General features: G+C 34.7%; 24 protein-coding genes and 2 tRNA genes. 17 read left to right on the forward strand and 9 right to left on the reverse strand.

The window, feature by feature from the left end; translation table 4 throughout:
- Window positions 1-2 precede the first annotated feature (2 nt).
- The 3 genes from mnmG to smpB are packed head-to-tail and all read left to right on the forward strand — an operon-like array spanning window position 3 to window position 3,004.
- The gene (mnmG, locus tag DHMRE_RS01200; RefSeq protein WP_322632726.1) at window positions 3-1,892 is read left to right on the forward strand and encodes a tRNA uridine-5-carboxymethylaminomethyl(34) synthesis enzyme MnmG; all 1,890 of its coding nucleotides are present in this window, start codon (window positions 3-5) and stop codon (window positions 1,890-1,892) included.
- A 26-nt stretch (window positions 1,893-1,918) separates the two neighbouring features.
- Complete coding sequence (locus DHMRE_RS01205; RefSeq protein ID WP_322632564.1) at window positions 1,919-2,542, forward strand: hypothetical protein; 624 nt, start codon at window positions 1,919-1,921, stop codon at window positions 2,540-2,542.
- A gap of 3 nt (window positions 2,543-2,545) precedes the next feature.
- Complete coding sequence (smpB, locus tag DHMRE_RS01210; protein ID WP_322632565.1) at window positions 2,546-3,004, forward strand: SsrA-binding protein; 459 nt, start codon at window positions 2,546-2,548, stop codon at window positions 3,002-3,004.
- Between the two features lie 360 nt (window positions 3,005-3,364).
- Here the strand turns inward: smpB and DHMRE_RS01215 are convergent, their stop codons facing one another.
- The 4 genes from DHMRE_RS01215 to rpmI are packed head-to-tail and all read right to left on the reverse strand — an operon-like array spanning window position 3,365 to window position 5,777.
- Window positions 3,365-4,264, reverse strand: coding sequence for a pseudouridine synthase (locus DHMRE_RS01215; protein WP_322632566.1), 900 nt, complete (start codon window positions 4,262-4,264; stop codon window positions 3,365-3,367).
- A gap of 21 nt (window positions 4,265-4,285) precedes the next feature.
- On the reverse strand, window positions 4,286-5,230 hold the full coding sequence (gene mutM / locus DHMRE_RS01220) for a bifunctional DNA-formamidopyrimidine glycosylase/DNA-(apurinic or apyrimidinic site) lyase (RefSeq protein WP_322632567.1): 945 nt from the start codon (window positions 5,228-5,230) through the stop codon (window positions 4,286-4,288).
- 2 nt (window positions 5,231-5,232) lie between these two features.
- Complete coding sequence (locus DHMRE_RS01225) at window positions 5,233-5,574, reverse strand: hypothetical protein (RefSeq protein ID WP_322632568.1); 342 nt, start codon at window positions 5,572-5,574, stop codon at window positions 5,233-5,235.
- A gap of 2 nt (window positions 5,575-5,576) precedes the next feature.
- Window positions 5,577-5,777, reverse strand: a complete 201-nt coding sequence (gene rpmI / locus DHMRE_RS01230; RefSeq protein ID WP_322632569.1) for a 50S ribosomal protein L35 — start codon at window positions 5,775-5,777, stop codon at window positions 5,577-5,579.
- A gap of 133 nt (window positions 5,778-5,910) precedes the next feature.
- Here rpmI and DHMRE_RS01235 point away from each other — a divergent pair.
- From DHMRE_RS01235 to ychF, 6 genes are all read left to right on the forward strand, one after another.
- Window positions 5,911-5,988, forward strand: a tRNA-Met gene (locus DHMRE_RS01235).
- A gap of 43 nt (window positions 5,989-6,031) precedes the next feature.
- Window positions 6,032-6,568: a hypothetical protein gene (locus DHMRE_RS01240; protein ID WP_322632570.1), complete on the forward strand. Its 537-nt coding sequence runs from the start codon at window positions 6,032-6,034 to the stop codon at window positions 6,566-6,568.
- A 5-nt stretch (window positions 6,569-6,573) separates the two neighbouring features.
- Window positions 6,574-6,650: transfer RNA gene (locus DHMRE_RS01245), tRNA-Leu, on the forward strand.
- A 44-nt stretch (window positions 6,651-6,694) separates the two neighbouring features.
- Window positions 6,695-7,708, forward strand: a complete 1,014-nt coding sequence (locus DHMRE_RS01250) for a hypothetical protein (protein WP_322632571.1) — start codon at window positions 6,695-6,697, stop codon at window positions 7,706-7,708.
- A gap of 19 nt (window positions 7,709-7,727) precedes the next feature.
- Complete coding sequence (locus DHMRE_RS01255; RefSeq protein ID WP_322632572.1) at window positions 7,728-8,789, forward strand: hypothetical protein; 1,062 nt, start codon at window positions 7,728-7,730, stop codon at window positions 8,787-8,789.
- Entirely contained in the window at window positions 8,789-9,847 is a 1,059-nt protein-coding gene (ychF, locus tag DHMRE_RS01260; RefSeq protein ID WP_322632573.1) for a redox-regulated ATPase YchF, read from the forward strand. The genes DHMRE_RS01255 and ychF overlap by 1 nt, the downstream gene beginning before the upstream one ends.
- A 422-nt stretch (window positions 9,848-10,269) precedes the next feature.
- Here the strand turns inward: ychF and DHMRE_RS01265 are convergent, their stop codons facing one another.
- From DHMRE_RS01265 to DHMRE_RS01275, 3 genes are all read right to left on the reverse strand, one after another.
- A complete protein-coding gene (locus DHMRE_RS01265; protein WP_322632574.1) occupies window positions 10,270-10,923 on the reverse strand; it encodes a hypothetical protein in 654 nt (217 codons plus the stop codon).
- A gap of 360 nt (window positions 10,924-11,283) precedes the next feature.
- Window positions 11,284-12,303 carry a sigma-70 family RNA polymerase sigma factor gene (locus tag DHMRE_RS01270; protein ID WP_322632575.1) on the reverse strand — a complete coding sequence of 340 codons (1,020 nt, stop codon included), beginning with the start codon at window positions 12,301-12,303 and terminating at the stop codon, window positions 11,284-11,286.
- A complete protein-coding gene (locus DHMRE_RS01275; protein ID WP_322632576.1) occupies window positions 12,296-13,945 on the reverse strand; it encodes a toprim domain-containing protein in 1,650 nt (549 codons plus the stop codon). Before DHMRE_RS01275 ends, DHMRE_RS01270 begins: the two co-directional genes overlap by 8 nt.
- A 194-nt stretch (window positions 13,946-14,139) precedes the next feature.
- Here DHMRE_RS01275 and DHMRE_RS01280 point away from each other — a divergent pair, with 194 nt between their 5' ends.
- The 3 genes from DHMRE_RS01280 to DHMRE_RS01290 all read left to right on the forward strand — a co-directional run bounded on the left by DHMRE_RS01280 (window position 14,140) and on the right by DHMRE_RS01290 (window position 19,146).
- Entirely contained in the window at window positions 14,140-16,926 is a 2,787-nt protein-coding gene (locus DHMRE_RS01280) for a hypothetical protein (protein ID WP_322632577.1), read from the forward strand.
- A gap of 302 nt (window positions 16,927-17,228) precedes the next feature.
- Window positions 17,229-18,587: a hypothetical protein gene (locus DHMRE_RS01285; RefSeq protein WP_322632578.1), complete on the forward strand. Its 1,359-nt coding sequence runs from the start codon at window positions 17,229-17,231 to the stop codon at window positions 18,585-18,587.
- A gap of 298 nt (window positions 18,588-18,885) precedes the next feature.
- Window positions 18,886-19,146: a hypothetical protein gene (locus DHMRE_RS01290; RefSeq protein WP_322632579.1), complete on the forward strand. Its 261-nt coding sequence runs from the start codon at window positions 18,886-18,888 to the stop codon at window positions 19,144-19,146.
- 209 nt (window positions 19,147-19,355) lie between these two features.
- Here the strand turns inward: DHMRE_RS01290 and ligA are convergent, their stop codons facing one another.
- Window positions 19,356-21,095: an NAD-dependent DNA ligase LigA gene (gene ligA / locus DHMRE_RS01295; RefSeq protein ID WP_322632580.1), complete on the reverse strand. Its 1,740-nt coding sequence runs from the start codon at window positions 21,093-21,095 to the stop codon at window positions 19,356-19,358.
- Between the two features lie 216 nt (window positions 21,096-21,311).
- On the opposite strand from ligA, the gene map reads away from it, so the two are divergent.
- The 3 genes from map to DHMRE_RS01310 all read left to right on the forward strand — a co-directional run bounded on the left by map (window position 21,312) and on the right by DHMRE_RS01310 (window position 22,731).
- Window positions 21,312-22,049 (forward strand): type I methionyl aminopeptidase, encoded by a 738-nt coding sequence (map, locus tag DHMRE_RS01300; protein WP_322632581.1) that lies wholly within the window; start codon window positions 21,312-21,314, stop codon window positions 22,047-22,049.
- Window positions 22,039-22,326: a hypothetical protein gene (locus DHMRE_RS01305; protein WP_322632582.1), complete on the forward strand. Its 288-nt coding sequence runs from the start codon at window positions 22,039-22,041 to the stop codon at window positions 22,324-22,326. Before map ends, DHMRE_RS01305 begins: the two co-directional genes overlap by 11 nt.
- A 75-nt stretch (window positions 22,327-22,401) precedes the next feature.
- Window positions 22,402-22,731, forward strand: coding sequence for a 30S ribosomal protein S10 (locus DHMRE_RS01310; protein ID WP_322632583.1), 330 nt, complete (start codon window positions 22,402-22,404; stop codon window positions 22,729-22,731).
- Here the strand turns inward: DHMRE_RS01310 and DHMRE_RS01315 are convergent.
- Window positions 22,728-22,919 carry a large ribosomal subunit protein bL28 gene (locus DHMRE_RS01315; RefSeq protein WP_322632584.1) on the reverse strand — a complete coding sequence of 64 codons (192 nt, stop codon included), beginning with the start codon at window positions 22,917-22,919 and terminating at the stop codon, window positions 22,728-22,730. The two genes, DHMRE_RS01310 and DHMRE_RS01315, sit on opposite strands and share 4 nt — an antisense overlap.
- On the opposite strand from DHMRE_RS01315, the gene DHMRE_RS01320 reads away from it, so the two are divergent.
- Window positions 22,920-24,491, forward strand: a complete 1,572-nt coding sequence (locus DHMRE_RS01320; RefSeq protein WP_322632585.1) for an HDIG domain-containing metalloprotein — start codon at window positions 22,920-22,922, stop codon at window positions 24,489-24,491.
- A gap of 259 nt (window positions 24,492-24,750) precedes the next feature.
- Window positions 24,751-25,953, forward strand: a complete 1,203-nt coding sequence (tuf, locus tag DHMRE_RS01325) for an elongation factor Tu (RefSeq protein WP_322632586.1) — start codon at window positions 24,751-24,753, stop codon at window positions 25,951-25,953.
- Window positions 25,954-26,047 lie beyond the last annotated feature (94 nt).

Raw genomic sequence — 26,047 nt, forward strand, 5'->3', positions numbered from 1 at the left:
CCATACTTCCAGAGTTCGATATTATAGTAATAGGGGGAGGGCATGCTGGCATTGAGGCCTCCTTAATCAGTGCCCGATTAGGACACAAAGTTACTTTAATTACCTTAGCAAAAAACCAAATTGGAGTCATGCCTTGTAATCCTTCGGTGGGGGGAGTAGCGAAAGGAATAGTAGTGCGGGAAATTGATGCTTTGGGAGGAAAAATGGGTCAAGCGGCGGACGCGACGGCTCTCCAATTTAAATTACTAAACACTTCTAATGGTCCAGCAGTTCAGGCCCTTCGAGTGCAATCGGACAAAATTGCTTATGGTCGTTATATGCAAGCCACGGTCAGCCAACAAAAAAACCTCACTATTATCGAAGGGGCTGTGAAAAATTTATTAATAGATAAAGGCAAGATTAAGGGAGTAGAATTAAATAATGGGGAAATCATCTTGGCTAAAATAGTAATCTTAACTACTGGCACTTATTTACAACCGATCACATATCGAGGAAAAGAAAGCCGCGTGGAAGGACCGGGTGGAGAAAAAAGAGTAGCAAATAATATTTCTCAACAATTGCAAGAGTTAGGATTTAAATTAAAACGCTTTAAAACCGGAACTTCCCCACGCATTTTAACTAATACTATTGATTTTTCGGGTTTAAAAGTTGAACCGGGCACCAATTTGCCCTTGCGCTTTTCTTCCCACAGCGATTATACGAAATTATTATCATGAGAAAAACAATTGCCGTGTTATCTACTCCATACCAGTGAAAAAACGCACCAAATTATTCGGGAAAACTCGCACCTGTCTCCAATATTTTACAAGCCGGATATTGGCACCGGGCCACGCTACTGTCCCAGTATTGAGGATAAGGTTTACCGGTTTGCCGACAAGGAAAAACACCAAATATTTTTGGAACCAGAGTCTCGAGAATTAGACACTACCTATATCCAGGGTCTATCCACTTCTTTACCGGCCGAAATCCAGGCTGAAATTTTGAAAACTTTGCCGGGACTAGAAAAATCCCAAGTAAAAAATTGAGGCTATGCTATTGAATATGATGTGATTGATTCAACACAATTAAAACCTAGTCTAGAAAGTAAATTAGTTGACGGCCTATTTACAGCCGGCCAAATTAACGGCACTACTGGCTATGAGGAAGCCGCCGCCCAAGGGTTAATGGCCGGCATAAATGCCAGTCGTAAAATAAAAAAACAGGAGCCATTAATTCTCCGCCGCGACCAAGCCTATATCGGGGTATTAATTGATGACTTGGTTAACAAGGAAATCACTGACCCTTATCGACTTTTGACTTCTCGGGCTGAATATCGTTTATTGTTGAGGCATGATAACGTTTGTACTCGTCTTTGACCGATTACTTGCCAATTGGGTTTGTTAACGGACGAGGAATGAGAAAAATTCCAGACCCAACAAAAAATACAAAAAGAAATTAACCAAGAATTACAAAATTTAATCTTTAAGGCTGACGATAATTTGACCAAAAATTTCCCCTCTTTAGATATTAGCCAATGAAAAACCATCAAGACAATAAGTGGTTATGATTTGTTGAAAAATAATAAAATTTCCTTAAAAGAATTTCAGACCTGGATACCAAAAATAAAAAACTTAAATTGAGAAGAACAACGGGAATTGGAGGTTAATATTAAGTACGAAAAACAAATTGTTAACCAACTACAAGAGATAAAAGAATTAAGCAAATACGAAGCCCGAAAAATTCCGGTTCATATTGATTATTACCAAATCGACAATTTAGCCAAAGAGGCCCGTGAAAAATTAACCAAAATCAAGCCGATTTCTCTGGGGCAGGCCCTACGAATAGGAGGGGTTAATCCGACCGATATTCAAATGTTAAATTGCTATTTGAATAAAAATTACCCACGAAATTAATGTATAAGTGATAATAAATAATTAATATGATGGTAGAAATTAAAATACCTTTTGTTAAAACTAAATTGGAAGAATTTCCTCACGTGCCTTCCCCTGATAATCCACTGGAATTTTTTAGATCACTGCATCTCCAAGTAAGCACTTGTTTCCCTGTCAGTTCGCTTGGTTTTGATTCGGCTCAATTACGTAAATTAGGAGCCGATCCAGATAGTAATTTGAACGAAATACATTTTTATTTTAAAGAGGAAACACCACCCACCTTTTTTAATGATTTGCTAGATAACAAAAAGACCAATTTTGAATTAGTTTTTGACACCAAAGAAGTTAATCTAACCTTTATTATTGGTTTTAATTCTTCTTATGAGACTGACAGCAATGGTCCAATAATTAATTTGCGTTGTCCGCGTTCATCTAAAAAACAGATATTAGAAACTTTTATTGAACCCAAAAAGACTGGTATAATTAAAGTGCTCTCCCAAAATTCAAATATGCCTAATAGCGGACCGACCAACCAGCAGAGAATCCAACAATTAGAGGACAAAAGTAAAGACGATTTTTTCTACAAATCAATCAGCGGAGGGATACTGATAATTTTTTTCCTAATCATTATTCTGGTCCTATGGACCAGAAATCGACGTCGTGCTAACTAGAACATGGTCAGTCGGTTAATCTCCCAAGCCAAAAAAAATCTCCGCGATTATAAAATTATTGACCGCTGGATGGCCGGTTTAGAATTGACCGGCAACGAAATAAAGTCGATTCGTAATAATCGAGTAGCAATCGACGAGGCTTACGCTTTGCCCCAACAAAAAGAATTGTATGTTTTTAATATGAATATCGCGGCTTATCAATATTCTCATGCCCGCAACCTAGCCCAGGCTCGTGATACTCGGAGAAAGAGAAAATTACTCCTCACCAGACGCGAGATAAATAAAATAATTGGGGTTATGAAAGCCAAAAATTATGTTCTCGTTCCGCTACAACTTTTTATTAACAACAAGGGTTGGGCGAAATTGGAAATTGCCCTAGCTCAACGTTTACGAAAATATCAAATAAAAGAAAAAATTAAGGAAAAAGAAATGAAAAGAAAACTCCGCGAGGGGGATTTTTAGTAAAAATACTTAAAAAAGTGGACAACGGGCTGTTGTTATAAGCCATGTCCTCAACTCCATTTATTTATTTTACGAAATATCAAGGTAAATAAGATAGTAAAAAAGTAATTACAAAAAGAATAATAAGAGCAACTAAACCTCATTTAACCAATTCTAATTGATTATTATTTTGCTTATTTTTAGGCATCTTTCTTTTAGAAAAAAGATAGAATAAAACTAAAAGTCCTCAACTAAAACCAAGAAATACTACCACCGCAATTGATAAAGGCCTTGACACAACACTACATTATCCGACAATATTAATAATATTATTTTGTCGCTCGATAAGCACTCGTGCGTTTAATACAACTTAAATTTTATCTAATCCGAAATTTGAAACTCTTTTCCATTTAAATAAGCAAGCGGTGCTGGCAAATTGACAAATAATATTTTGTAGGCTAACAAGTAAATTTTATCTTTTAAATCTATTTTACTGCCGTATTTTTTATCACCGACAATTGGCAAGCCAAAATAGGACAAAATACTGCGAATTTGGTGTTTTCTCCCTGTGTGTAAAGTAATTTCTAAGGTTTGATAATTGTTCTTAGTGTCAACTTTTCTCACCTCCAAAGCACAAAATTTGGCTTGGGAATTGGTTGGCTCCCGAGAAAATTCCATTTTCTGTTCTTGATTGTTTTTGCTTAAATAACCGCTAATATAACTAGGCAATATTTTTTTAGGTCTTTTTTCACATACCGCTAAATACTTTTTGGTTATCTTATTCTTGTCAGCAATTACCTGATATAATACCCTCTTTGTGGAGGGATTTTTCGGATAAATGACTATCCCTTTAGTTAGTTTATCCAGCCGGTGTGCGGCCGTCAAAACGAAAAAATTCGCTATTTGCCTCTGATATTCGGCCGGATTTTTTTCGGCTAGGTAATTTCGGACAGCATTGTCTAGACTAGGCATGGTTATTCCGTGCTCTTTGAGAGCCAACAGAATATTCTGGTCCTCATAAATAATTTCAAAATATGTTTTGGACTGGGAAAGTGGATAAATGGTTAAACTAGACTTTTGTAAATAGTTATCATATATTTCAACCTTTTCGCCCTCTTTTAAGCGATGATGATAATAACGAATATTTGTTCCATCAATTTTTATTTTTTTGGTGCGAAATAATTTGTAAATTAGGCTCAGGGGGGTAGTTTTAAACCTTTTTTTGAGAAAACTAATTATAGTTTGGTCGCCTTCTTCTTTTTGAATAACAAATTCAATCATTTAGATAAAATAAATTCAGCATTACTCTAATTTCTGACACCGCGGACAAAAAAATGTGCTTCGTTCTTTTGGTTTTTTTTCAGCGGCTTTTTCTTGGTTAATTTCCAGTTTTGCAATTGCACTTCCACAATTGTTATGACAAGGTTTTCCTTTTCGATTATAGACTTTTAATTTATTTTGAAAAGAACCCTCTTTACTTAAAGGATTAACAAAATCAAATTCTGAAGTTCCTCCTCATTTCAAAGCCTCTCTTAAAATGCTTTGAGCCGAACAAATTATATTTTTTACTTCCGATTCAGTAAGTTGATTTGTTTTTTTTAGAGGGTGTATTTTAGTGCCAAAAAGTATTTCTGAAGCGTAAATATTGCCAATTCCGCTAATTATTTTTTGTTCTAATAAAGCATTTTTAATGGGAATTTTACGTTTTTGATAATGCTGAAATAGCGATTCAGCGTCCACTTTTTCATAAAGCAAATCAGTTCCAATATTTTTGTAAGGTTCCATTTTTTTATAGTCCTCAAAAGTTTGTAGGCGAAAACCCCCAAATCGGCGAGCATCCCGATAAGTTAATGTTGCTGATTTTTGCCCGTTTTCTAAATAAAAAGTTAAACCTTTTGCACTTTCATTATTGTGTTTCTCAAACATTTTTTTTTGTTCCGGAGTAAGTAACCTTTCCTCTATGAAATATTTTCCGGTCATTCCCAAATGACTAATTAAAACATGGGTTTTGTTTTTTTCTTGGTCGGTAAGAATAAAAAACAATCATTTTCCTTTTCTTTCTATTTCATGGATAATTTTGCCTGCTAGTAAACTAACAAATTCTTCCTCACTGATGTTTTTAATTAAACTCACTCGTTTATTTGTTTCGTCTTTTGGCTTGTAAATTTCTACTTTTCGAAATTTTTTTCCAATTATCTCGGCTCTTAATATTTGACGAACAGTTTCAACTTCGGGTAATTCTGGCATTTTTAATTAAATTTTTTTAATTCCTCAATAATTTTGTGGTCCACTTCACAGATTTTTCGTTGGTAGCGAGGAAGTTTGTAACAGCAATCAAAAACATTTCGCACAAGAGTGAACCACCACAAAAACAGACTAATTACCAGAATTATGATTCGAACTGCCAGACACCAGCCCGCTTCGGTGAAAAAAATAGTCCCTCTTTGGAAAAACACCCAAATATAAACCATCAAAAAAAGAAAAACGACAGCATTTTGCTGATAATTCCACACTATTCGGTTATACAAATTATCTCTTTTGTGTTCTCAAAAATGCTTTCTTTGAAATAATTCTGCTAATTTTGCGTTCATTTTTAACGACTAACCACTTTTTTTAATCTTTTTCAATCGCTACTATTTAATAAAGAACTCTTTCGTAAATGCCTTTTTTGTTTAGTTGATTTACTATAAGCTAGATGGGAAGTATAAGCCCGTCAATGTTTTAATTTGCCTTTGGAGAGGGTTTTAAAACGTTTAGTAATAGAACCTTTGGAGTGAAGTTTGACAGTTGACATATATATTAATTATTTATTTGTGTAAGATTAGTTATAAAATAAATTATAGCAATTTGGAAATTGAAATCCTTTAAAAGGGTTTAAGACAAGTCAAGTTGCATAAAATTAGCAGGAATTATTTTCATAAATAAATCGCGGGGTAGAGTAGCTGGTCTAACTCGTTGGGCTCATAATCCAAAGATCGGAGGTTCAAATCCTCCCCCCGCTACCAAAATAAATATATATGAATAGTAGTGAATTTTTAAACGACTTCGATGGAAATCGACACACACACACACACACACACACACACCAAAAAATCATTATATAGATGAATTGGGCTGGTAATTGGCCTGATTTTGGGAATAATTTTTGGCTTTGTCTATTATAGTTGATGAAAAAAACAAGTAGGTATACATTTCCAAGAAAGTATCGGAGAAAGAAAATTCATTGCAGAATATCAAAAATGAGCCACGAAAAACCCTTTACAAGCCCGAGAGATGGCAATAATACTGTGAAAAGAAATGGGTCTTTACGAGGAACTAAAAAATGAAACTAATCAAGAAATAATTCAACGAAAAGTGATGAAATGAATAGAAGAAGCGACTGATGAGGAAAAAAAGCGATTTACGGAAAAATCAATAGAAGTTTATAAAAGCCACGCTCCTTCATTTTTAAAAATAATAGAGGAAAAATTCCCTTGACATTTACGCTATTGGTGAGTTATTTGTTTGGTAATTGTGACGGGAATGATAGGAAGTGGTTTTCTAGTTGGTTATCTGGTTGAGCCGAAAAAGGTGGTCGAATATTAAAAAAAGCCCACATCGCGCAATTGGTAGACGCCGCGGATTCAAGACCCGTCCAGTGTGGGTTCGACTCCCACTGTGGGCACCAATAAAATAAGATAGTTAGTTATTGTCTGTTTTTTACTATAATTTATGAAGTGAATAATTTGGTGGTGTGCTTTAATGGTTATTTTGCCGTTTCTTTATCTTTTTTGGTGAAAAAAAAGATGACGAGTACTGTGGGGAGTTATTATTCTAGCGGTTTTAGTAGTTGGTTATATTTTGCCGGGTGAATATGCTCGTTCAATATTAGCCACTAAAATTGGAAAAGAAAAGCCAGCCCAACAACTAGAAGAGGTTTTTCAAACTATTCCGAATGCCGAGCCCAATCCGAATGATCCGGAAAAACTTAAATTAGAAAAATCAATTCTTAAATTACAACGAGAAATTCAAAAAGATTTAGAAAAATTTCCGAGAGAGGCAGAGCAGGAAAAACAAAAAGAGGAGTGGTTAAAAATATTAGAAAAGAAGTCACATGAACGTAGGTTAATAAATAATTGAGTCGAAAAATGAGGCCAAAAAGAAAACAGTCGTGCCCTCTTATTCTGTGGTGAGGAATTTAATGAACAATTAGCGACAAATAGAGACAAGTTGTGAACCGCAAAAGAATATAATATCATCGATTTTGGATCGACCGAAAGTAGCAGTCCTGAATTTCTCCAAAAAAAAGTCGCAGAAATCTGTAAACAAGAAAAAAATTACGAGGAAAAACTAGAAGGCCATTCACCGACTATTTGGTTAAAAAATATTGATAAAATCACTAATCCGGAATTAGAAAATGAATTGGTGAAAATAATTGACCCAAAACAAAATACTAATTTGGGAAAACAACAAGTAGAAAGAAGTTTTTATTTTCTTGGAAAGAAAATCAGAATAAACAAAGTAGAAGAAATTATCGACCTATCCCAATTTACTCTGGTTGCCACCACCTCCGTTTCTAATCCAAAATTATCGAACAAAATTAAGGCGGAGTTAAAACCTATTGAACCATTTTTTGATAAATATCGTTGAATTATTTTTGGCGTCTCAACCACAATGGAAATTATTGTTTTGCTATGGCTGACACGAAGCCGAAAAAAAGAGAAAAAAGTAATTAGCAAAAATTAAAGAATTAAAAAACTAATGTATGAAAGGAATTAAGAGAAAAGGAGCGCTAAAAGACATTAATTTAAAGGAATTAGGTCTAGAAAAAAATCCGCTATTATTAAATGATTATCAAAAAACGTTAAAGTCAAAATGAAGCAGAGGCATGACAGCAAAAGAAATGGAGAGTAAAAATGAGGAAATTTTTTTTGCTGAAAAAATGTATTCTCCAACTTTTGAGAAAAGACAAATTAACAAAAATTATATAATGACGCCTCCTAATAAAAGCAAATTTTTGTCTCATTTAAATTTTGTAACAAAAATCGAGAATGACACCGGTATTTTTATAGATAAAGAAATTGACTATGAAAAAAAGCATTATGAGAAAGAATTTGTTCCTCCTCTACAAGAACCAAAAAAAGTATTAATTCCTTGTACTTTTAAAAAATTTTTCTCTAAAACTGTCAAAGAGGATATTTTAAAAATGGCTGTGGAAAATCCCAAAAAGTTATCTGAATTAGTGGAAAATTCTCGAAAAGAAATTACCAACGAGGCTCTTTATTTTCTAAATAGTCAGGTTGACTACCAAATTAGGGAAATGATTTGTCAACCTAATAATTATAGCAAATCAGCCAAAATCTACAAAAAGGAAAAAGATTTCCAAAAAATCCCCGAAGTGTTGAAATGAATAATTGATAAATCTTGCGAAATACAATATCCTTCAACCAAATGGAATCAGGTCGGTCAAAAGACTTTTACGCAAGAAAAAGAGGCGATTTTGATAATTGATACTACTCTCGATAGAAAAATTGAGATTGAAGAAGAAAAAATAAAAGAAAGCAAAGACGGCAAAAATCCTCGTTTTTTCCCCCTGCCACTTTATAAAATATGAGGATACTTTTCAGCAGTAATTAGTTATCCCTTAAAAAATGACTTTCAATTTATTATTACCGACCAAAAAACTCTGCTTGGCTGGGAGAAAAGTGGGGAAATGAAAATTAAATATGATGAAACTAATAAACTTACTTATTTCTTAAAAGAGGTGAGTGGGGGTTTTGAATTCTTGGATTATTCTAATTCAGTTGCTTTTATTAAAAAAAATTAATGTCCCACAAAATCGGTCTGATCGGTTTACCAAATGTCGGTAAATCCACTTTATTTAATTTTTTAACCAAAAAAGATATTTTGATCGCTAATTATCCATTCGCAACTATTACTCCTAATGTGGGGATAATGCTACTTGCTGATTCTCGTTTGGAAAAATTAAGCAAATATTGGCAAAGCAAAAAAACGACTCCGAGCGTTATTGAAATCGTTGATATTGCCGGTTTAGTGAAAGGGGCCGCCCAAGGTTCCGGATTAGGCAATGAGTTCTTATCTCATATTCGGGAGGTAGATTTAATTTGTCAGGTTCTTCGTTGTTTTCCGGACCAAGATATAGTCCATGTAGAAAAGTCGGTGAATCCAATTCGGGATTGAGAAATAATTCAATTAGAGTTAATTGAAGCAGATTTACAACAAATAGAAAGAAAGTTAACCAAACTAAAAATTCGGGATGAAAAAGCCCAGCGAGAAAAAAATATTTTACAATCAATTCAGGAGAAATTAACCCAAGAAATACCAGTAAGTCAACTAGATTTATCCACTTCTGAAAAAGAGCTAATCAAAGGTTATAATTTTTTGACTAATAAACCTATTCTTTTATTGGCTAATTATAGCGGGGAAGAAAAAGAGGTCCACAAATTAAGAGAATACGCCAAAAAGAAAGGGTTGTTTTTCTTTCCTTTGGCCGTTAAATTAGAGGGAGAAATGACTGAATTATCGGCAGCAGAAAAAAAAGAACTCGGTTGACAAGACACTGACCTCTCCTTACTAACAGAAAAAATTAAAGAATTGCTGAACCTGAAAGTTTTTTTCACTGCTGGTGCAGAAGAAACTAAAAGTTGATTAGCCAAAAAAGAAATGACGGCCCGAGAATGTGCGGGGCTAATTCATACCGATATCCAAAAGAATTTCATTCGGTTAGAAGTATACAATTATATTGACTGATTAACTAATTCGAATGAAATCCAATTAAGAAAACTGGGCAAAATTAGAAGGGAAGGTTCGCAATACATCGTTAAAGAAGGAGATATTTGCCATTTTCTATTTGGTAAAGGTTAACAGGATTTAGCAATAGCCATTAATTCAAACCTTTTAAGTCTCAATTATTAGAATAGCCAGCCGCAAAAGGAGGATTTTTGCGGCTTGTAAGGTTTTTAACTGTGTTAACTTTTGCCTAAAAGCAGATTCATTTTTTAAATCAAGATATTATTACTTGGGCTGTTTTAATACCACAACAATTAAAAGTCCGGTTAGTAGGCCAAAAATAACCACAACATGAAACAAAAAAAATTCTCTTCAAAATTGCTTTCTCCGCTTTCTTTCTTTTTTGGCACAAGGGGGGCAAAATATTCCTTTGCCCCCTAATCTATTTCCTCTCCACCCAACCCAAGCAAATCATCTGCTGTTGCTGCCTATTTCAACGAATTTTTCTTTTGTTCTTAATTGTTTATTACACCTAGTACAACACAACACTTATCGAATTATTGAATAACGCAATCGTCAAAATCAACTGATATTCCTCCAAACGGAGTACTTATCCCCGTTTTTTTACCAAGACTAAAACCAACACCGGCTACTTTAGCCTCTATACCGTCAACTCCTGCTGTCACTCCGCTACCAACATCAATGCCAATGTTCGCCCTAACTGCACCTACTCGGGCATTAGCCACATCCACATTTGCCGAATATCTAGCGGTATAGCCACCTACACCCATTCCAGCTTCGCCTCCAACCGAAACACTACCAATTCTAATATCTGAACTATCGTTATCACTAATCCTAAACGCTGAATAACCAATATCTCCGCTAGCTATCATTCCACCAAGCCCCACACTTCTTTTTGCTGAAGTTGTAAAATTATGAACCTTCAAATCCTCATTTTGGCAAACCGACTCATCCTCGTCTCATCAATCGTGTTTGTTAAAAGTTTTAACTCCATTTAAAGTATTAATCAAATGCTCTTCACCAATCTCAACCTTCCTTTTATTCTTACTTTCACCCGCACAATGAACATTAGAAAGAAAAGTTTTTGCTAATCAATTACTTTGATAATTATCTTGCTCTTTTAATTCATAAACTATCTCAATCGACTTTTTATTTACCTCTATGGGTATTCCATTATTGTTATTTACCATATAATTTTAATATTTATTGATTTTCTTTATTTTTGCTAATTTTAACCGCATTAGCGGCTGTTCTTTTTAATTCTTATTCCATTTTTAAAAATAATTTCTCCTATTCCTTACGCCATTATGGCGTTATATAGTCCTCTTTTCAAATGGAGGCAATTATATTTTTGAGAGAATTGATATGTTTGTTTGTCATGGTTTTTTTGTTTTGTATGTCTTTAATTTAATTTTTTTAAAAGACAACTCGCCCTCAAATATATTTTAGCAACTTTAGTAGTCAAGAACCTCAATTGTGATTTTAATTGTTTTATTACTTGCTTTGTTTTTCTTTGCTATATCTTATAATAAATTATAATTTTTAATCAACTAAGTTATCAAAAAGTGCAATTTTCTTTCTTTAGCCAGTTTTTGGAGTTCCTGGAAAGTTTTCGATCTTAATTGGCGGGTCGTATTCTCTGACTTGCCGAGAATTCTACTTATTTCGATAAATTTGTAATTTTTGGTGAATAACGACAAATATTTTTTCACTACTGGCAAATTGCGGATTGTTGACCCTTCTAAGGGGCGTTTTTTTAATTGTTCCAAATTAAACTTTTTACTCAATTTCAGATTTTCTTGTAGTTCCTTTTTTTCTTTTTCGTCAGCCAGGTAATAAATATCCACTAAACTAGAAGGCTTAATCTTATAGAGAAGACGATTTAACAAAATTGCTTCCCGATTGCCTAAGGTATTAATTAGATTGTTGGTCTGAATTAGCACATCCTGGCGCCGCAATTCTTCAGCCGTTAATTCGTTATTTTGCTCGTCATGTAAAGTTTCTTGCAAAGAATAAGATTTACTTTCTTGGTCATCATTTTGATAACCGCTGTCGTAATAAACTACATTTTTTTTGTCTTTAACTCCTCCTTGATTAATAAATTGTTCTTTGTTGATACAACTTTGAATATATTGTCTAACCCAACAGCCGGCATAAGTGGCAAAACGAAATTTAGTGTTAAGATCAAATTTTTCCATGGCCTTGAGAAGAGAAAGGACTCCTTCCGAGTTCAACTCCTCAGAACCCACTCAACCCTTTAATGAAGAATAACCCCTTGCTATGTATTTGACTATATTTTGATTACGGTCGAGGAGAGAACGAATAGCGTTTATGCCTTTCTGGAGTTTTTCCTGGTCTATTTCGGCTAATTCTTGGTTTTTTTTTTCTAATTCGGATTTTAATTTTTTCAATTCATCTTGGTCTTTTTCTGACTTAACTTTTCTCACTTTTTCCTTTTCGGCAATTTTTTTTTCTAGGCTAATGATAGCTAAAATAATTTTAACTACTGGTTGGGCGTCTCGTAATAATTCTTTTTCTTCGTTGGCTTCGAGAGGGTGAAATTTATTCATAATTTAATAGAAATTGTTTGGCGTTATCTAGTTCTTGAAGTGCTATATTAACAATTTTTGACTTTTGGTCGGGAGGGAAAAAAGCGGTTGAATTAGAGCCGCGGTAGCCAGAAAATTCGGGGACAGGATAATTTTTTGAGTAAGAGTCATGAAAGGGGGAGGATATATAATAATTATAAAGGTCATAATATCAGGCACGATGACTTTGAGTGGAAAAAAAGGGGATTTTTTCTTGGGTTAATAGTCAAAAATCTCGTTCTTGAGTACAAAGACTGATTATTTTTTTTTCCTTTCCAACAATTAATTCTTGACCATAAATAATTTGATAATGGCGAGTATTGAAAGACGGCAAATTTCATTTGATAAAATGGGGTTCGATTTCAGTTTTTTTTCAGCCGGTTAAGGAGGATATTTTGCCGATTAAAAAATCGTAAATATTTGGTTTAAATTTTTGGAAAACATTGGCTACTTGGTTAATAAAACGGACAGTTCTTTGGGGATTATCTCGGACTGCTAGTTTGAAAAAGTAATATTTTAGGATAAATGAGTAGGGATTTTCACGACTATGGAGTAGGATTTGAATGCTTTCTTGGCTTTGTTGACGACAAATTTCGTCGGGATCACCTGGATAGTCATTTTTCACTACTTCACAATCAATTTCCCGTTCTAGCAATTTTATGGCTACATTAACTGTGGCTTCCTGTCCGGCTTTATCGTTATCTAAAAAGAGGATAATTCGTTTTTTTAACCCGAGCAAAAGTTTAATTTGTTCTTCTGATAAATTGGTTCCCAACAGAGCCAGGCAGTTTTTAATTTCCAATTTACTCAAACTGATGACATCAAAAAATCCCTCGACCAAATAACATTCTTCGGCTCGGTTTTTTTTAACGATTGAATAATTATATAACAAGGCCGATTTTTGATAATATTGATAACTAGGCAAATATTTGTATTTTCCTTCGTCGGCGGATATTTCTCCGACTTTTCGTGCCGCAAAAGCCACGACTTTCCCCTCCGTATTGGCTAAAGGTATAATTAGATGGTGGGCGGGGAAAAAATCACAAGTTTGATTCTGGTCCGTTATCCAAACCAGATTAGTGGCTAATAAATCCTCGGAGGAAAAATCAGCATTTTTTTGATCCAAAAGTAGGCGGCTTAATTGGCGATTATTGATGCTACATCCTAAACCGAAGCGATTAATTGTTGTCTTGTCTAAATGCCGTTCTTGACGGAGATAATTTAATACTTCCTGGCCGACCAGGGTCAGCAAATTATGTTGATAAATGTCGGCTATGAGTGAAAGCAAATAAAAAATTTGATTTTTTTCTTTTTGCTCTCGTTTTTTTTCTTCTTGTAAGATTGCCAAATCAAAATAGCCCATTTTGCCGATTTCTACAATGGCCTCTTCCTGGTCGATTTTTTGATACTGGGCTCAAAAATTAAAGATATCGCTAGCCTTAAAGCCACAAGTAAAACAAGTAAATATTTTGCGATTGGGCTCGAAACTACAACTGGGATTTTTATCACTGTGAAAAGGACAAAGAAAGAAAACACTGCGCCCTTTTTGTTTCAAATTAAGGTTTAACTTGCTAGTTAATAAATTAAGAATATCATTGGTATTTAACAAATCTTTGTGTCTCATTATAGTAAATTTTAAGGTTCTTTTGCTCCAATTTCAGAAAAAAAACTTCTATCAGGCTTGACCTATAAATAATTTTAGCCGAGTTTATTTTTTTGCCATAGACCCTATTTACTTAAATTTATAATAATTTTCAACTCTAGTGTTAATTATATATATAAAATTATAAATATATAAAATTAGATTTACAAGGATTTATGACCGCACCAAAAATAGTTAACCACAAGAAATATCGTAAAGTTAAAGAAAAAAAACAAAAATTAGAAACAACCAGCTGCGAGGCCAGCCAGGCAACAAATGCTTTGATTAATGAAAATGCGGACCTAAAAAAACGAACAGCCGCTCAAAAAGAAGAAATTGACCAAAAAGCCGCTGAAATCAACCGGTTAACAGCCGAAAATAAGAAGTTACAAAATAGAAGAAAAGATTCTGGTTATGAAGAAGACGAAGAAGAAACAATTAACAGGATTATTGCTGAAAAGGCCGAAAAAGAAGCCCAAATTAAGGAATTAGAAAAACGACCAACGGTCGAACAACTGGCCGAAGCCGAGAAAAAAATGCTTGATGCTAATGAGGTCAACACCGAACTCCAAAATCAAATTGCCAGCCTAAAAAAAGATTACAAGCAAGCCCAGAAAAGTTTTGATAATAAATTAAAATCCCAAGAGGAGTCATTTGAAAAACAGAAAGGGGAAATTACTGCTAATTTAATTAAACAGACAGAGGAAACGTGACGGAGAGAGAGAGAGAGAGAGAGAGAGAGAGAGAGAGCAAAATGGAAATTAGAAAAGGAAAATGAGGTCAAAAAATACAAAGAGGGTTATGATAATTTGATCGCTCAAATAAAGAGTGATTTTCAATTAATTGAAGAAGAAAAAAAAATAATTGACGAGAAAGAAGAGGAGATAGAAACAAAAGCACACGATTTATTTTTGCGAGAGGGGGAAGTTAATGCCATAGAAAACGCTTTGAAAAATGTCTTGGAAATTGAAGTAAAAGGCGATTTCAAAGAAAAATTAATAGCAATTCAGCAGGAGTTAGAAAAATGAAAAAATCATACATGCTCCGTCGGGGAAAACAATGAGGATATTAAAGAAAAATTGACTGCTCGGGATAAGGAAATTGAAAAAATACGGCAGGAAAAGGCAGGTTTAGAAACAAAATTGACCGAAAAAAATGCTGAAATTACTGACTTGACCGAAAAAATAACGGCCAAAGAGGCTGAATTTACCCAAAAAAGCGAAGAATTGAATGAGGCTAATGCGGCGAAAAATGATGTGGAAAGGGCTCATGATGAGGCCAAGAGAAAAATATCTACTGCCGAAAAGGAATGCGAGGCATTTAAAGACGAATTAACCCGCGAACAGAGCGTCCATAAGAGTACCCGAAAGGCCCTTGAAACTTGAACTGCTACCTTTTTCAGCCGAAATGCCGCCCAAGTAAGTAAAGACTTCCAAGATGCGAAAGCTGCCAAAACCCAGGCCGAATCCGAACGGAATGCCTACCGAGAATCCCAAAACACTATCCAGCAAGAAAAAGATAAAGTTCTTGCTAACCTAAACAAGGAGCAAAAACAACACCAAAACACAAAAGACCAGTTGGCTATTGTTAGCCAAGCCAAAGAAAAAGTTGAAAAGACCCTGGTCGCCGAAAAAGCCGCCCATGCTATTACCGCCGCTGCTAAAAATGAAGTAGAAAGCAAATTAAATAATAAAGTTGATGACCTAGAAAAAACGGACGAGCAGTTAAGAAAGGAGCAAAAGAAAGTCCAAGCCCTCCAAGCCAAATGTCGCAAATTACGGCAAGTAAAATCAATCCAACAGGAGCAGGAAAATGAAATATTAATCCGCCTAAACACTGATTTACACCACCAATTAGAAACGGCTTTAAAAAATTATCAGCAAACCAAAAATGACCTCCAAACCGAGCAAACTGCTAACCAAAAATTAAGCCAGAATTTAGAGAAGTTGCAAGCGGATGTTGACAATTATCTTGCTCGAATTGCGGAATTAACCCAACAAAAAGAGGAATTATCCTCGACCAAGGAGCAAAAAGAACGAGAGTTGAACGATTTGCGGACCCAAAATAGGGAATTGTTTAATCAAAAACGACAAGCCGAAACACTAAAAAATAATACTCTGCGAAACCTGGCTGATTTACAAAATGAAAATCAACAATTTCGCCAAACTATCGACCAAAAAACGGCCGAATGCGATACTACTCAACAGGAACGAGATAGAGAAATAAGAAAAACGAGTTTACTAAAAAAAGCCACTAAATCGCTCCGGGATAAATTGAATCAACAAACTAATAATTTAACTGGACTGTTGTCAGCAGCCAATAATGCTATAAGAACCTACGAAAAATACTTGAAAGAAGAATTAAAAATAAGTGATTTAAATAATTTACCATCAGTGCCGGCTCCTTTGGCAACTCTGATTAATTTTTTCAATAACCCCCCGAACTGTTTAAATCCCCAGCATAGTGATTACGATAGTCTAAAAAGTCGTCTACTACAAGCCGAAACCGAGTGCGATCGATTGGCAACTGAGAACCAAAAACTTAAAAACCAAAACGATCCGGCTAGAAACGATAACCCTCAAAAAAGATCCGGCTCGCAACCAACCAAAAATAAATCTCCTGCTGATTCTCAACTAGTAAATGAATTGCGGAACCAGATAATGACCCTGAACCAAAAAATTAGGCAAGGTGAGAGTATCAATGAAAAAGAATTATTGAGCCGAATTAATTCTGATTTGTCCTTGGATTTAATCCCGCCCATCAACTATGACCAGGTAATTACGGCTATTCAACAATTAATCAAAAATAAGCCCACTGAAAGTTATAATCAAGAACTTGCATCCGGCTCAGATAAGGTCAATAAAAATTTGATTCCCTGATGATTTTGGTTATTTTTGCTAATTTTAAATGCTACATTTTTAACCTGTTGACTGGTGAAAATTAGGAAAAAAAGAAAGCATTAATATAACCGCTAATCTGAGATTTTTTAAAAAGTAGGGAAGTTCAATGCTTCCCTAATAAAATATTATATATATATACTTATCGCTGAAAAAAGTTCAGTAGGTGCATTGGTTATTGGAAAGTATAGTTCGTTAATCTGCCTAGTAGCCTATCAGGACTGCTTTGAACGAATGAATTATGAAAGAACGGGTTGGGTGCCTCCTCTGTCTGATTTATTGCCTTGATCTAACCCTAAAACTAATTATTCTTCAAATTGCTTACTTTATCCATCAATCTTGCCTTTACTGTTTATTTAATAAGAATTATGCCAAATTTTCAAGAACAAGAAACAAAAAAAGAATTTCTGGATTTTATTTATCCTTTATATCCCGCGGACATTCCGGAGTCAATTTCCTATTCTGATTTGCAAACGATAAAAGGAATAGATAAATTTATTGCTAGTCTTGAACAGGAGCCTGAGAGTCTCAGAATCCTCAATTTGATTTTAAGATTGAAAATTCGCAAGCATAAATTATTCTATGGTAGTGAATCAGGTAAAGCAAAAAGAACAGAAAGGAGAAGAGAATGGAAAAATATCTATCCTTTTGAAGTTTTTGAAGGAATGGAAAGTTTATCAGTGGCAGATATAGAAGAGGCAATAGAAAATGAAATGATAAGAAGAGGGATAGAGTTTGATGAATTTCTTGAAGCTGACCGGAAATATAGAGAAGGAAAAAGTGTTGGTGCTCTATTTAATGTTTTTGCTACTGGTGAGACTGTTGAATTTAGAAAAACCACGGCGGCCATGAGAGAAAATTATCAAAAATTGGAAGATTGTTTGGAAGAAGTTAGGGACTGAAACCTTGGGAGTTCAGATACAAAAATTTGTATTGAAGATGCACTTTTTTTGAGAGAAAAATCAAAATACGAGCAATCAAGATACCTTTTTGATCTAATAAAAGAAATTTTTTTTGAAAGGAAGTTAAACGTGATGCTTTTTTTAAAATCTTCGCCAGCCTTACCAAATGAAACTTCAGATGCAATTATAGACATTGTGCTAAACTGTTCTGAAATTGAAACAGAGGAACTTATTAGTTGCATTTGATTTGCACATGTAATGATAAAAACCGAGGCGGAAAGAAAACTTAAACTTAAAGAAAGTTTTCGGAAGTTAAGTTCAAAAAAATTGCTAGAAATTAAAAATGAAAATGAATCAGAAAAGAGCAAGAAAGTTTTGTCGATGTATTTGATAATAAGAAAAATAATATTAGAGAGTTTTGAGGAAGAAAAGAGACTGCAAGCCGCCTCTACTATTGCTAATATTTGAAAGGCTCGTAAAATTTATCGGCAATTAAAAGTAGAAAGGCAAAACCGCGAAAAAGCCCAAGCCCTCCTAAAAAATCATATTAAAAATTGAAAAGCCAAAAAAGAACGAGAACGCCAACAATCAGAATATAGTCAACAACAGTGGCAAAATCATCACCAATTGGAACAAGATCAACAACAAACTTATGAACAAACTTGAACTCAGGAAAGTGAACGATTAAATCAAGAATATATTCAAAAAGAATATCTTCACCAAGAACACCAATCCGAACAATCCTACTACCATGCTTGAGAACAAGAAGCAGAAAGACTAACTCAAGAGAGAGAGAGAGATAAAAATCGAACAAGCTGCTCGTAAACTCACTAAATGGTGAAAGAAAATCCTTAATAAGCGAAAAAAAACTTCCTCTCCAACTGATGAAGAACACAATCCTAATCAGGAAGAAGAAACAAAAAAACCCCAACCGGAAGATGAAGGTTATTATTCTGGGGATGAGCAAGAACCATCAACTAACCCTCTAAACCAAGAAAAAGAAAATAATGATGAAGAGAAAAAACAAGATCAAGGGTCAGATAAAGATATTAGTGAAGCAAAAAATAATGCTAAACAGCAAATTATTCAACTCTTAAACTCTCATAATTTAACCTCTTCTGATTTGCCTCCCCAATATCAAAATTGGGAGGAGCAATTGCTTAAATTAACTAGTGAAAAGGAGATTAATGATTTTAGGATTGCTCTTGAAAGAGAAATTGAACAACAAGCTAGACTAGCAATCGCACTCTCCAACGAGAGTAAAAATAATAAACAAAATGGTGGGTGGATTTGGTTAATATTAGTGATAATAACTACTTTGAGTATTGTCAACTTGGTATTGGCAATTAGAAGAAAAACCAGAAGAAAAATAATAAGTGGTTAGGTTTGGTTTTTAAGTGTATCACTTGAGAAAGTGTCGCTTAACCTAAAAGCGAGAAGAATAAAAATTTATGGTTTTTGCGGAGAAATATTTGGAGATTTATTTGATTTAAACTTTATAATTAAACAAGGGAGTATGTATTGTAATTGCGTTTTTAGAGATTAATTTTGTATATTATCCCGACTCTCAACATCAAAACACGAAAGTATAAATTAGGTCGAGGGTAATTCACGAATCAATTTCATTTCTTCCAACAAAGACAAATTTTTGGGTTCTGACAAATATTTTTTTAATTCTTTTTGGGTCTCTTCTCCCAAAATCTCCCTAAATTTTTCTCATTCTTCATTTTTTACCGCTGTAAGAAGACTGGATAAATCCGGATAAAATTTGGTTAATTTTTGGGTTTTGACTGAACTAAGAAGGGGGATTCCCAGTGCCGTTAGTAAATTAGCCAGAGGCCTTTTTTTGGAATTCTCTATTGAGTGTAACATATTGCCAACGCTCTTTTTCCGAAATCCCTCTAATTTTAACAATTGTCGCTCTTTTTGATAAAGATGATAAAAGTCAGCCGGCTGGTTCAATAAATTATTCTCATAAAGTTTTTGAATATTTTTCGTGCTGATACCCTTAATATCCAAGCCTCTTTTAGAGGCAAAATGAACTAAGTAATTAACAACTTTTTGCGGACACTTTTTGTTTTTGCATAATTGATAAATATTGGTGGAATTTCATTTTAAATTAGAGTTACAAGAAGGACAATTAGTCGGTGGCTGTCAACTAGCACTACCATTTAATTTAATTACTTTGGTTATTTGGGGAATAACATCCCCAGCTTTCTTGATTACTATTTCATCACCGATGTTTAGTCCTAAATTGGCGATAAAAGCGTAATTGTGAAGCGTTACTTTGCTAATTTTACTGCCTTGTAAAATCACCGGAGTTATCTCTGCTACATAAGTTATGCGACCATTGCGACTCACTTCCACGTAAATATTTTGGACTTTACTAACCGCCAGCGAAGCCGGAAATTTATAGGCTATGGCTCAACGAGGAAAACGGCTGGTCTGGCCTAATTTTTCATAATGTTTGTAGTCATTAACTTTAACAACCACCCCATCACTTTCAAAATCCAAACTTTCCCGTTTTTTTTCTTGCTGCTGAATAAATTTTTCCACTTCCTCAATGTTTCTGAATAAACTATAATCAGGACTAACCACAAACCCCAATTTTTCTAATTCTTGGAGGCAAGACAATTGGGTCGGAAAATTACTAGTAAATAATTGATAAGCAAAAAAATGTAAATTTCTATTTTGGAGAGGAATTAGGGTGCGTAAACTGCCGGCTGCTGCATTACGAGGATTGGCTAATAATTTATGACCGGATTTTTTTAATTCTTCATTCAGACGCAAAAACTCTTCTTTTTTCATGTAAACTTCCCCGCGCACTTCACAATTAGCAACTTCTTTTAAAAAAAAAGGGACATTTTTTAATAATTCTTTGTTAAAGGTTATATCTTCCCCGATAACTCCATCGCCACGGGTGCTGATTTGACTTAAATGATGATTGCGATAAACCAGACTCACCGATAAACCATCGATTTTTCATTCACAAATATATTCAATTTCTTGGTCAGTTTTCAATATCTTTTTCACTCTTTCATCAAATTTCAATAAATTTTCATAATCATCCACACTATCCAAACTTAACATGGGATTTTGGCGGGCCACTGGACGGAATTTGGGGCTGGCAGTCTGGCCGGCTTTTTGGGTTGGAGAATTAGGCAAAATGTAATTGTATTTGGCTTCTAACTCTCGTAATTCTTGTCAATGCTTATCATAAACCGCGTCCTCGACACTGGGTTGATTAAGAATGTAATATTCGTAATTTCATTTTTCAATTAAGGAAATCAATTCCTTAATTCGGGACATTGGCACCTCAATTTTTTTATTCATTAGTGACAAGACTATTTTATAAAAAAGATTTTAAGGAGTACAATATTACAAAACTGCTAAAATTGATAATATAAATAAAGCATAAATTTAGTTAAAACTGCTCGGAAAATATCCTCTTATTAAAATTAATTTACAATAAACTAGGGAGCGGCCAATACTCTTCCTAATATCTATTCGCTTTCAATAACAAAAATATTGGATTAGATATTAGTAAAAGTGGAAAAAATTGAGTGTATAAAAAAAGCCGGGCAAGCCGTCAGTAACATTTTAAAAAGGTTAAAAAAAGAAATCAAAGTGGGTGTTTCTGGCCAAGATTTAGATAAATTGGCCCAAAAATTAATGAAAGAACAAGGAGTTCAGTCGTCCAGCCTCGGTTATAAGGGCTTTTCTGCGTCCATTTGTGTGGCTATTAACCACGAATTGACCCACGGCATACCGGATGAACGGGTTTTTCAAGAGGGTGATTTGGTCTCAATAGACGTAGCCTGTCATTATCAAGGTTATCATGCTGATGCGGCTCTGACGACCATCGTCGGAACCGGGGATGAAACCAAAAAAAATCTCCTCAATACCACTAAAAATAGTTTATATTACGTTATTCAAAATATCCAACCAGGACTTACTACTACTCAAGATATTGGTGCTATGATAGAAAAATACATCCGAACTCGTGGTTATTATCCCATTAAAGAATACGGCGGGCACGGTATTGGGGAAAAACTTCACCAGGAGCCATTTATTCCTAATTATAAAACCCCTAGCAAAGGAGAAATCATTAAAGAAGGAATGTTTATTTGTATTGAACCTCTGGTGCAGATTGGCGATGCCGAAGTAGAGGTTGCTCCAAATAAATGAACGGTTTTTTCCAAAAATGGTCATTTGAACGCTCATTTTGAGCATACTGTATACATTGGCCCCGCTGGTGCCGAGATTATAACTAATTATGAAGAATAGACGTGGATATTTTAAGTTAAACAAAGACAAAAAGCATAGAGAATTTTTTACCACTCAAGGCGAAGTAATTGAATTAATAAATAAAAAAAAATTTCGGGTTGCGTGCGTTAATGGCAAAATAATTGAAGCGGATATGCCAGCCCGCTTTCGGACTAAACAAGGACGCCGCCGGACTGCAATTGTGGTCGGGGATAGAGTGAAAGTAGAAATAATTTTGGGTGATTTAAGCAAAGGACAAATCGTTTCTTTGGTAGAGGAAGATATTAAAAAAGAATAAACGTCTATTTACCAGGACTAAAAATAAAACACGAAAACCGCTAAAATACTAATATATACAATTTAGATTTTTACAATGAACAAAAAAAATAATCAGATAAAAATTACTGTTTATGGTTACGATGTGGAAACCACGGAAGAAGCAACTCGCTTGATGACGGAAAAAATTTCGCAATTGAAATTAAATTTTAGTGGTCCGATTCCTTTCCCTCTTAAAGGCAAATGAAAGAAAATCGTTACGGTACTGATTTCCCCTCATAAGCACAAGGATGCACAGGAGCAATTTGCTAAGGAAATTCATCGTCGGATAATTTATGTCTCTGACATTTCCTCCTCTGCTTTGGAAGCCTTAGAAAAAGTTAAAATACCTAACACTGCCCATCTGAAATTAGAAACTTCGCTTTAATTTTTCGTCTTGGCCCAATAAGTGCGAATTAATTTAGTAGGAATGTAATAGGTTTTAACTCCAATTCGAAACTTTTGCCGATTAGTAGCAAATTTTCTTTTTGTGGCCCGCATAGAAAAAGAACGATTGTTCCCAGCTAACGGCTTACTTTTTTTGCTTAATAATTTCAAAAATTCTGACTTTTTCATATGAACTTTTTACAATGAATAAGAGATGGTTATGGATACTTGTTCCTTCTTTTCACTCTTTTCCTTATAATATTATTTTTAGTATTTTTTACCTACCTCAAAAGAGCCTACTGGGGTCGATTAGAAGTGGGAAAGTTACTTCGCAGCCAAAAAAAGCGGGAAGAACAACTCAAAATTAAAGAAAAAAAGTTACAAACCGCCATTAAGCAATTGCTCAGCAAACGTGAAAAATTACAACAAGAAGAAAAAAGAATAAACGAATTTACTAAGCAATTATTCCGGAAAGAGGAACTGTTTACTCAACAATTAGCATTAAGTTCTCACAAAGAAAAAACTATCCGCGAGGAAATGGAAAAGGTTAAGGAAATAAGAGAGAGAGTAATAGGACATTTAGAAAAAATAATTCCGTTAAGCAAAGAGGAAGCTAAAAAAGATCTCTTAATTGTATTAAGAGCCGAAGTGGATCGCGAATTAGAGTGATACAAGGAAGAAAAAATTAGGCAGAGCGAAAGAATAGCAAAAGAAGAGAGTGCGAAAATTATTTGTCAAGCCTTAGAAAAATGTAGTTCAGAGTTGGTTTTCACTAAAACTACTGACGCTTTACGAGTAGAAAGTCCTCAAATAATCAGCAAAATCATCGGTAAGGATGGGCGAAATATCAATGCCTTTCACCGCATTACTGGCACCGAGTTGATTATTGACAAAGAAAGTGACGAATTGACTATTCAAATTTCCTCTTTTAACTCTTTGCGCCGGGCTATCGGTTTGCAAACCCTTCGCAATTTAATTAAAGAGGTCAAATTTTCCCCTCTCCACATTGAGAAAATTTACCAAGAAGTAAGTGCCAAAACCGATGAACTCATTATCAAAACCGGAAACGAGGTTGTGGAAGAATTAGGATTAAGTGATGTTCACCCTGAAATAATTAAGCATTTAGGCAAATTAAAATATCGCACTAGTTATGGTCAGAATGTGCTGGAACATTGTCTGGAGGTAGCTAAATTAGCCGGTAGTATTGCGGCAGAATTAGATTTGGACGTTCTTTTAGCTCGACGAGCTGGACTTTTCCACGATATCGGCAAAGCAGTGGAGGACGGCGGTAATTATTCTCACGTCCGTAGCGGCATCAGTTTAGCCAAAAAATTCCAGGAACCAGAGATAGTTATTAATGCCATTGCTTCTCATCACCGAGACTTTCCCCCTACTAATCTCTATTCTTTAATCGTTTTAGCCGCAGATAAATTGTCCGCAGCCCGTCCAGGTGTTCGGGGTTATCAGTCCGAGGCTTACATCGAGCGGATGAATAGTTTAGAAAATATTGCTAATAATTTTCCAGGTATCAAAAAAAGTTATGCTTTTCAGGCCGGTCGTGAAGTATGAGTATTTGTGGATGCCGAAAAATTAAATGACCATAAAACTTGGGAAATAGCCCGTAAAATTAGAGAAAAAATCAAAAAAGATATCGTTATTCCGGGGGAAGTAACTATTCAAGTAGTGCGAGAAAAAAGATTCACGCAAAGATTACACCATCGTCCAGAACCTATCAAAATCAAATCCCGTTCAAAAAGTTAATTTCACTAGGAAAAGAAAAGTAAACTAGGGCAAATAAGGAAAATAAATGTGAATATTTCGTCTAACAAGAATAAACGTAACTATTTTGAGGTTTTTGACTACCAAATTGCTAAAATATGCTTAGAGACGGAATTGTATCCTCCCGAATGACCAGTAATGTCTATAACATAAGAATTATCTGGTAATCTCAAAAAAACGCCCTACATAAGAGCATTAACATACAACAAACACTATAAAATTAATAAATATATAACATTGTATGGCAGAAGCGAAAACAGGAAAAAAAGAAGTATACGAAAGTTCCAAACCTCATGTAAATATTGCGACTTTAGGACATGTCGATCATGGAAAAACGACTTTGACATCAGCAATTACCCATGTTCAATCCAAGAAAAATAAGGCCAAGTCTCGGAAATATGAAGAGATCGATGCGGCTCCCGAAGAAAGAGCGCGAGGAATTACTATCAAAACCGCTCACGTTGAGTATGAAACTGACACTAGACATTATGCTTTAATTGATTGTCCGGGCCACGCCGACTATATTAAAAACTTAATTACTGGTGCAGCCCAAGCCAACGGTGCAATTGTGGTAGTTGATGCCAGTCAAGGCGGTCAAGATCAAACCAAGGAACATTTGCTTTTAGCAAATCAAGTAGGAGTAAAAGATGTAGTCGTTTTTGCGAATAAGGTTGACGTGGTGGCAGATAAGGAAATGTTGGATTTAGTGAAAGAGGAAATTGAAGGATTATTAGAAAAGTACGGATTTAACAAAAATTCCCCCATTATTTTTGGTTCAGCGAAAAAGGCATTAGAAGGAGACGCCGAACAAGAGAAAAAAATTGAGGAGTTAATTGATGCGGTTGATAAACATATTCCGACACCACCGAGCGATGAGAGCAAGCCGTTCTTGATGTATATCGAGGACAATATGTCGATTACTGGTCGTGGGACAGTAGCCACCGGTAAAGTGGAAAGAGGAACGCTTAAACCGGGTGAAGAAGTGGAAATTGTGGGAATAAATGCAGAAAAATTTAAAACGAAAGCCACTAGTGCTGAAATGTTTCATAAGGAGTTAAAGGAGGCCAAGCCAAATTTTAATATTGGGGTTCTCCTACAAGGCACTACCCGAGAACAAGCGCCACGCGGAGCAGCGTTAGCCAAACCAGGCAGTATTAATGCTCACAAAAAAATTGAGGCTCAAGTTTACATTCTAACCAAGGAGGAAGGAGGTCGCCATACCCCCTTTGAGGCTGATTACAGTCCACAATTTTACTTCTATACTTCGGATATTTCCGGCACTATCAAATTGCCAAAAGGAAAAGAACTTGTCAAGCCCGGAGATGACCTTAGTCTACAAGTTCACCTTATTCATCCAGTTGCTATTGAAATTAATAGCACTTTCTCAATCCGAGAAGGAGGTAGGACTATCGGTAAAGGAGTAGTAACCAAAATTATTGAGTAAAAAATAAGTTAATTATACTTCAAAAAAATATAAATATAATTATAATAAGAGAATATTAATGATTATTAATTTACTATTCTAATGAATTACGTGC

This window comes from endosymbiont DhMRE of Dentiscutata heterogama (assembly GCF_002888635.2).
Lineage (GTDB): Bacteria > Bacillota_I > Bacilli_A > Mycoplasmatales > CGIF01 > CGIF01.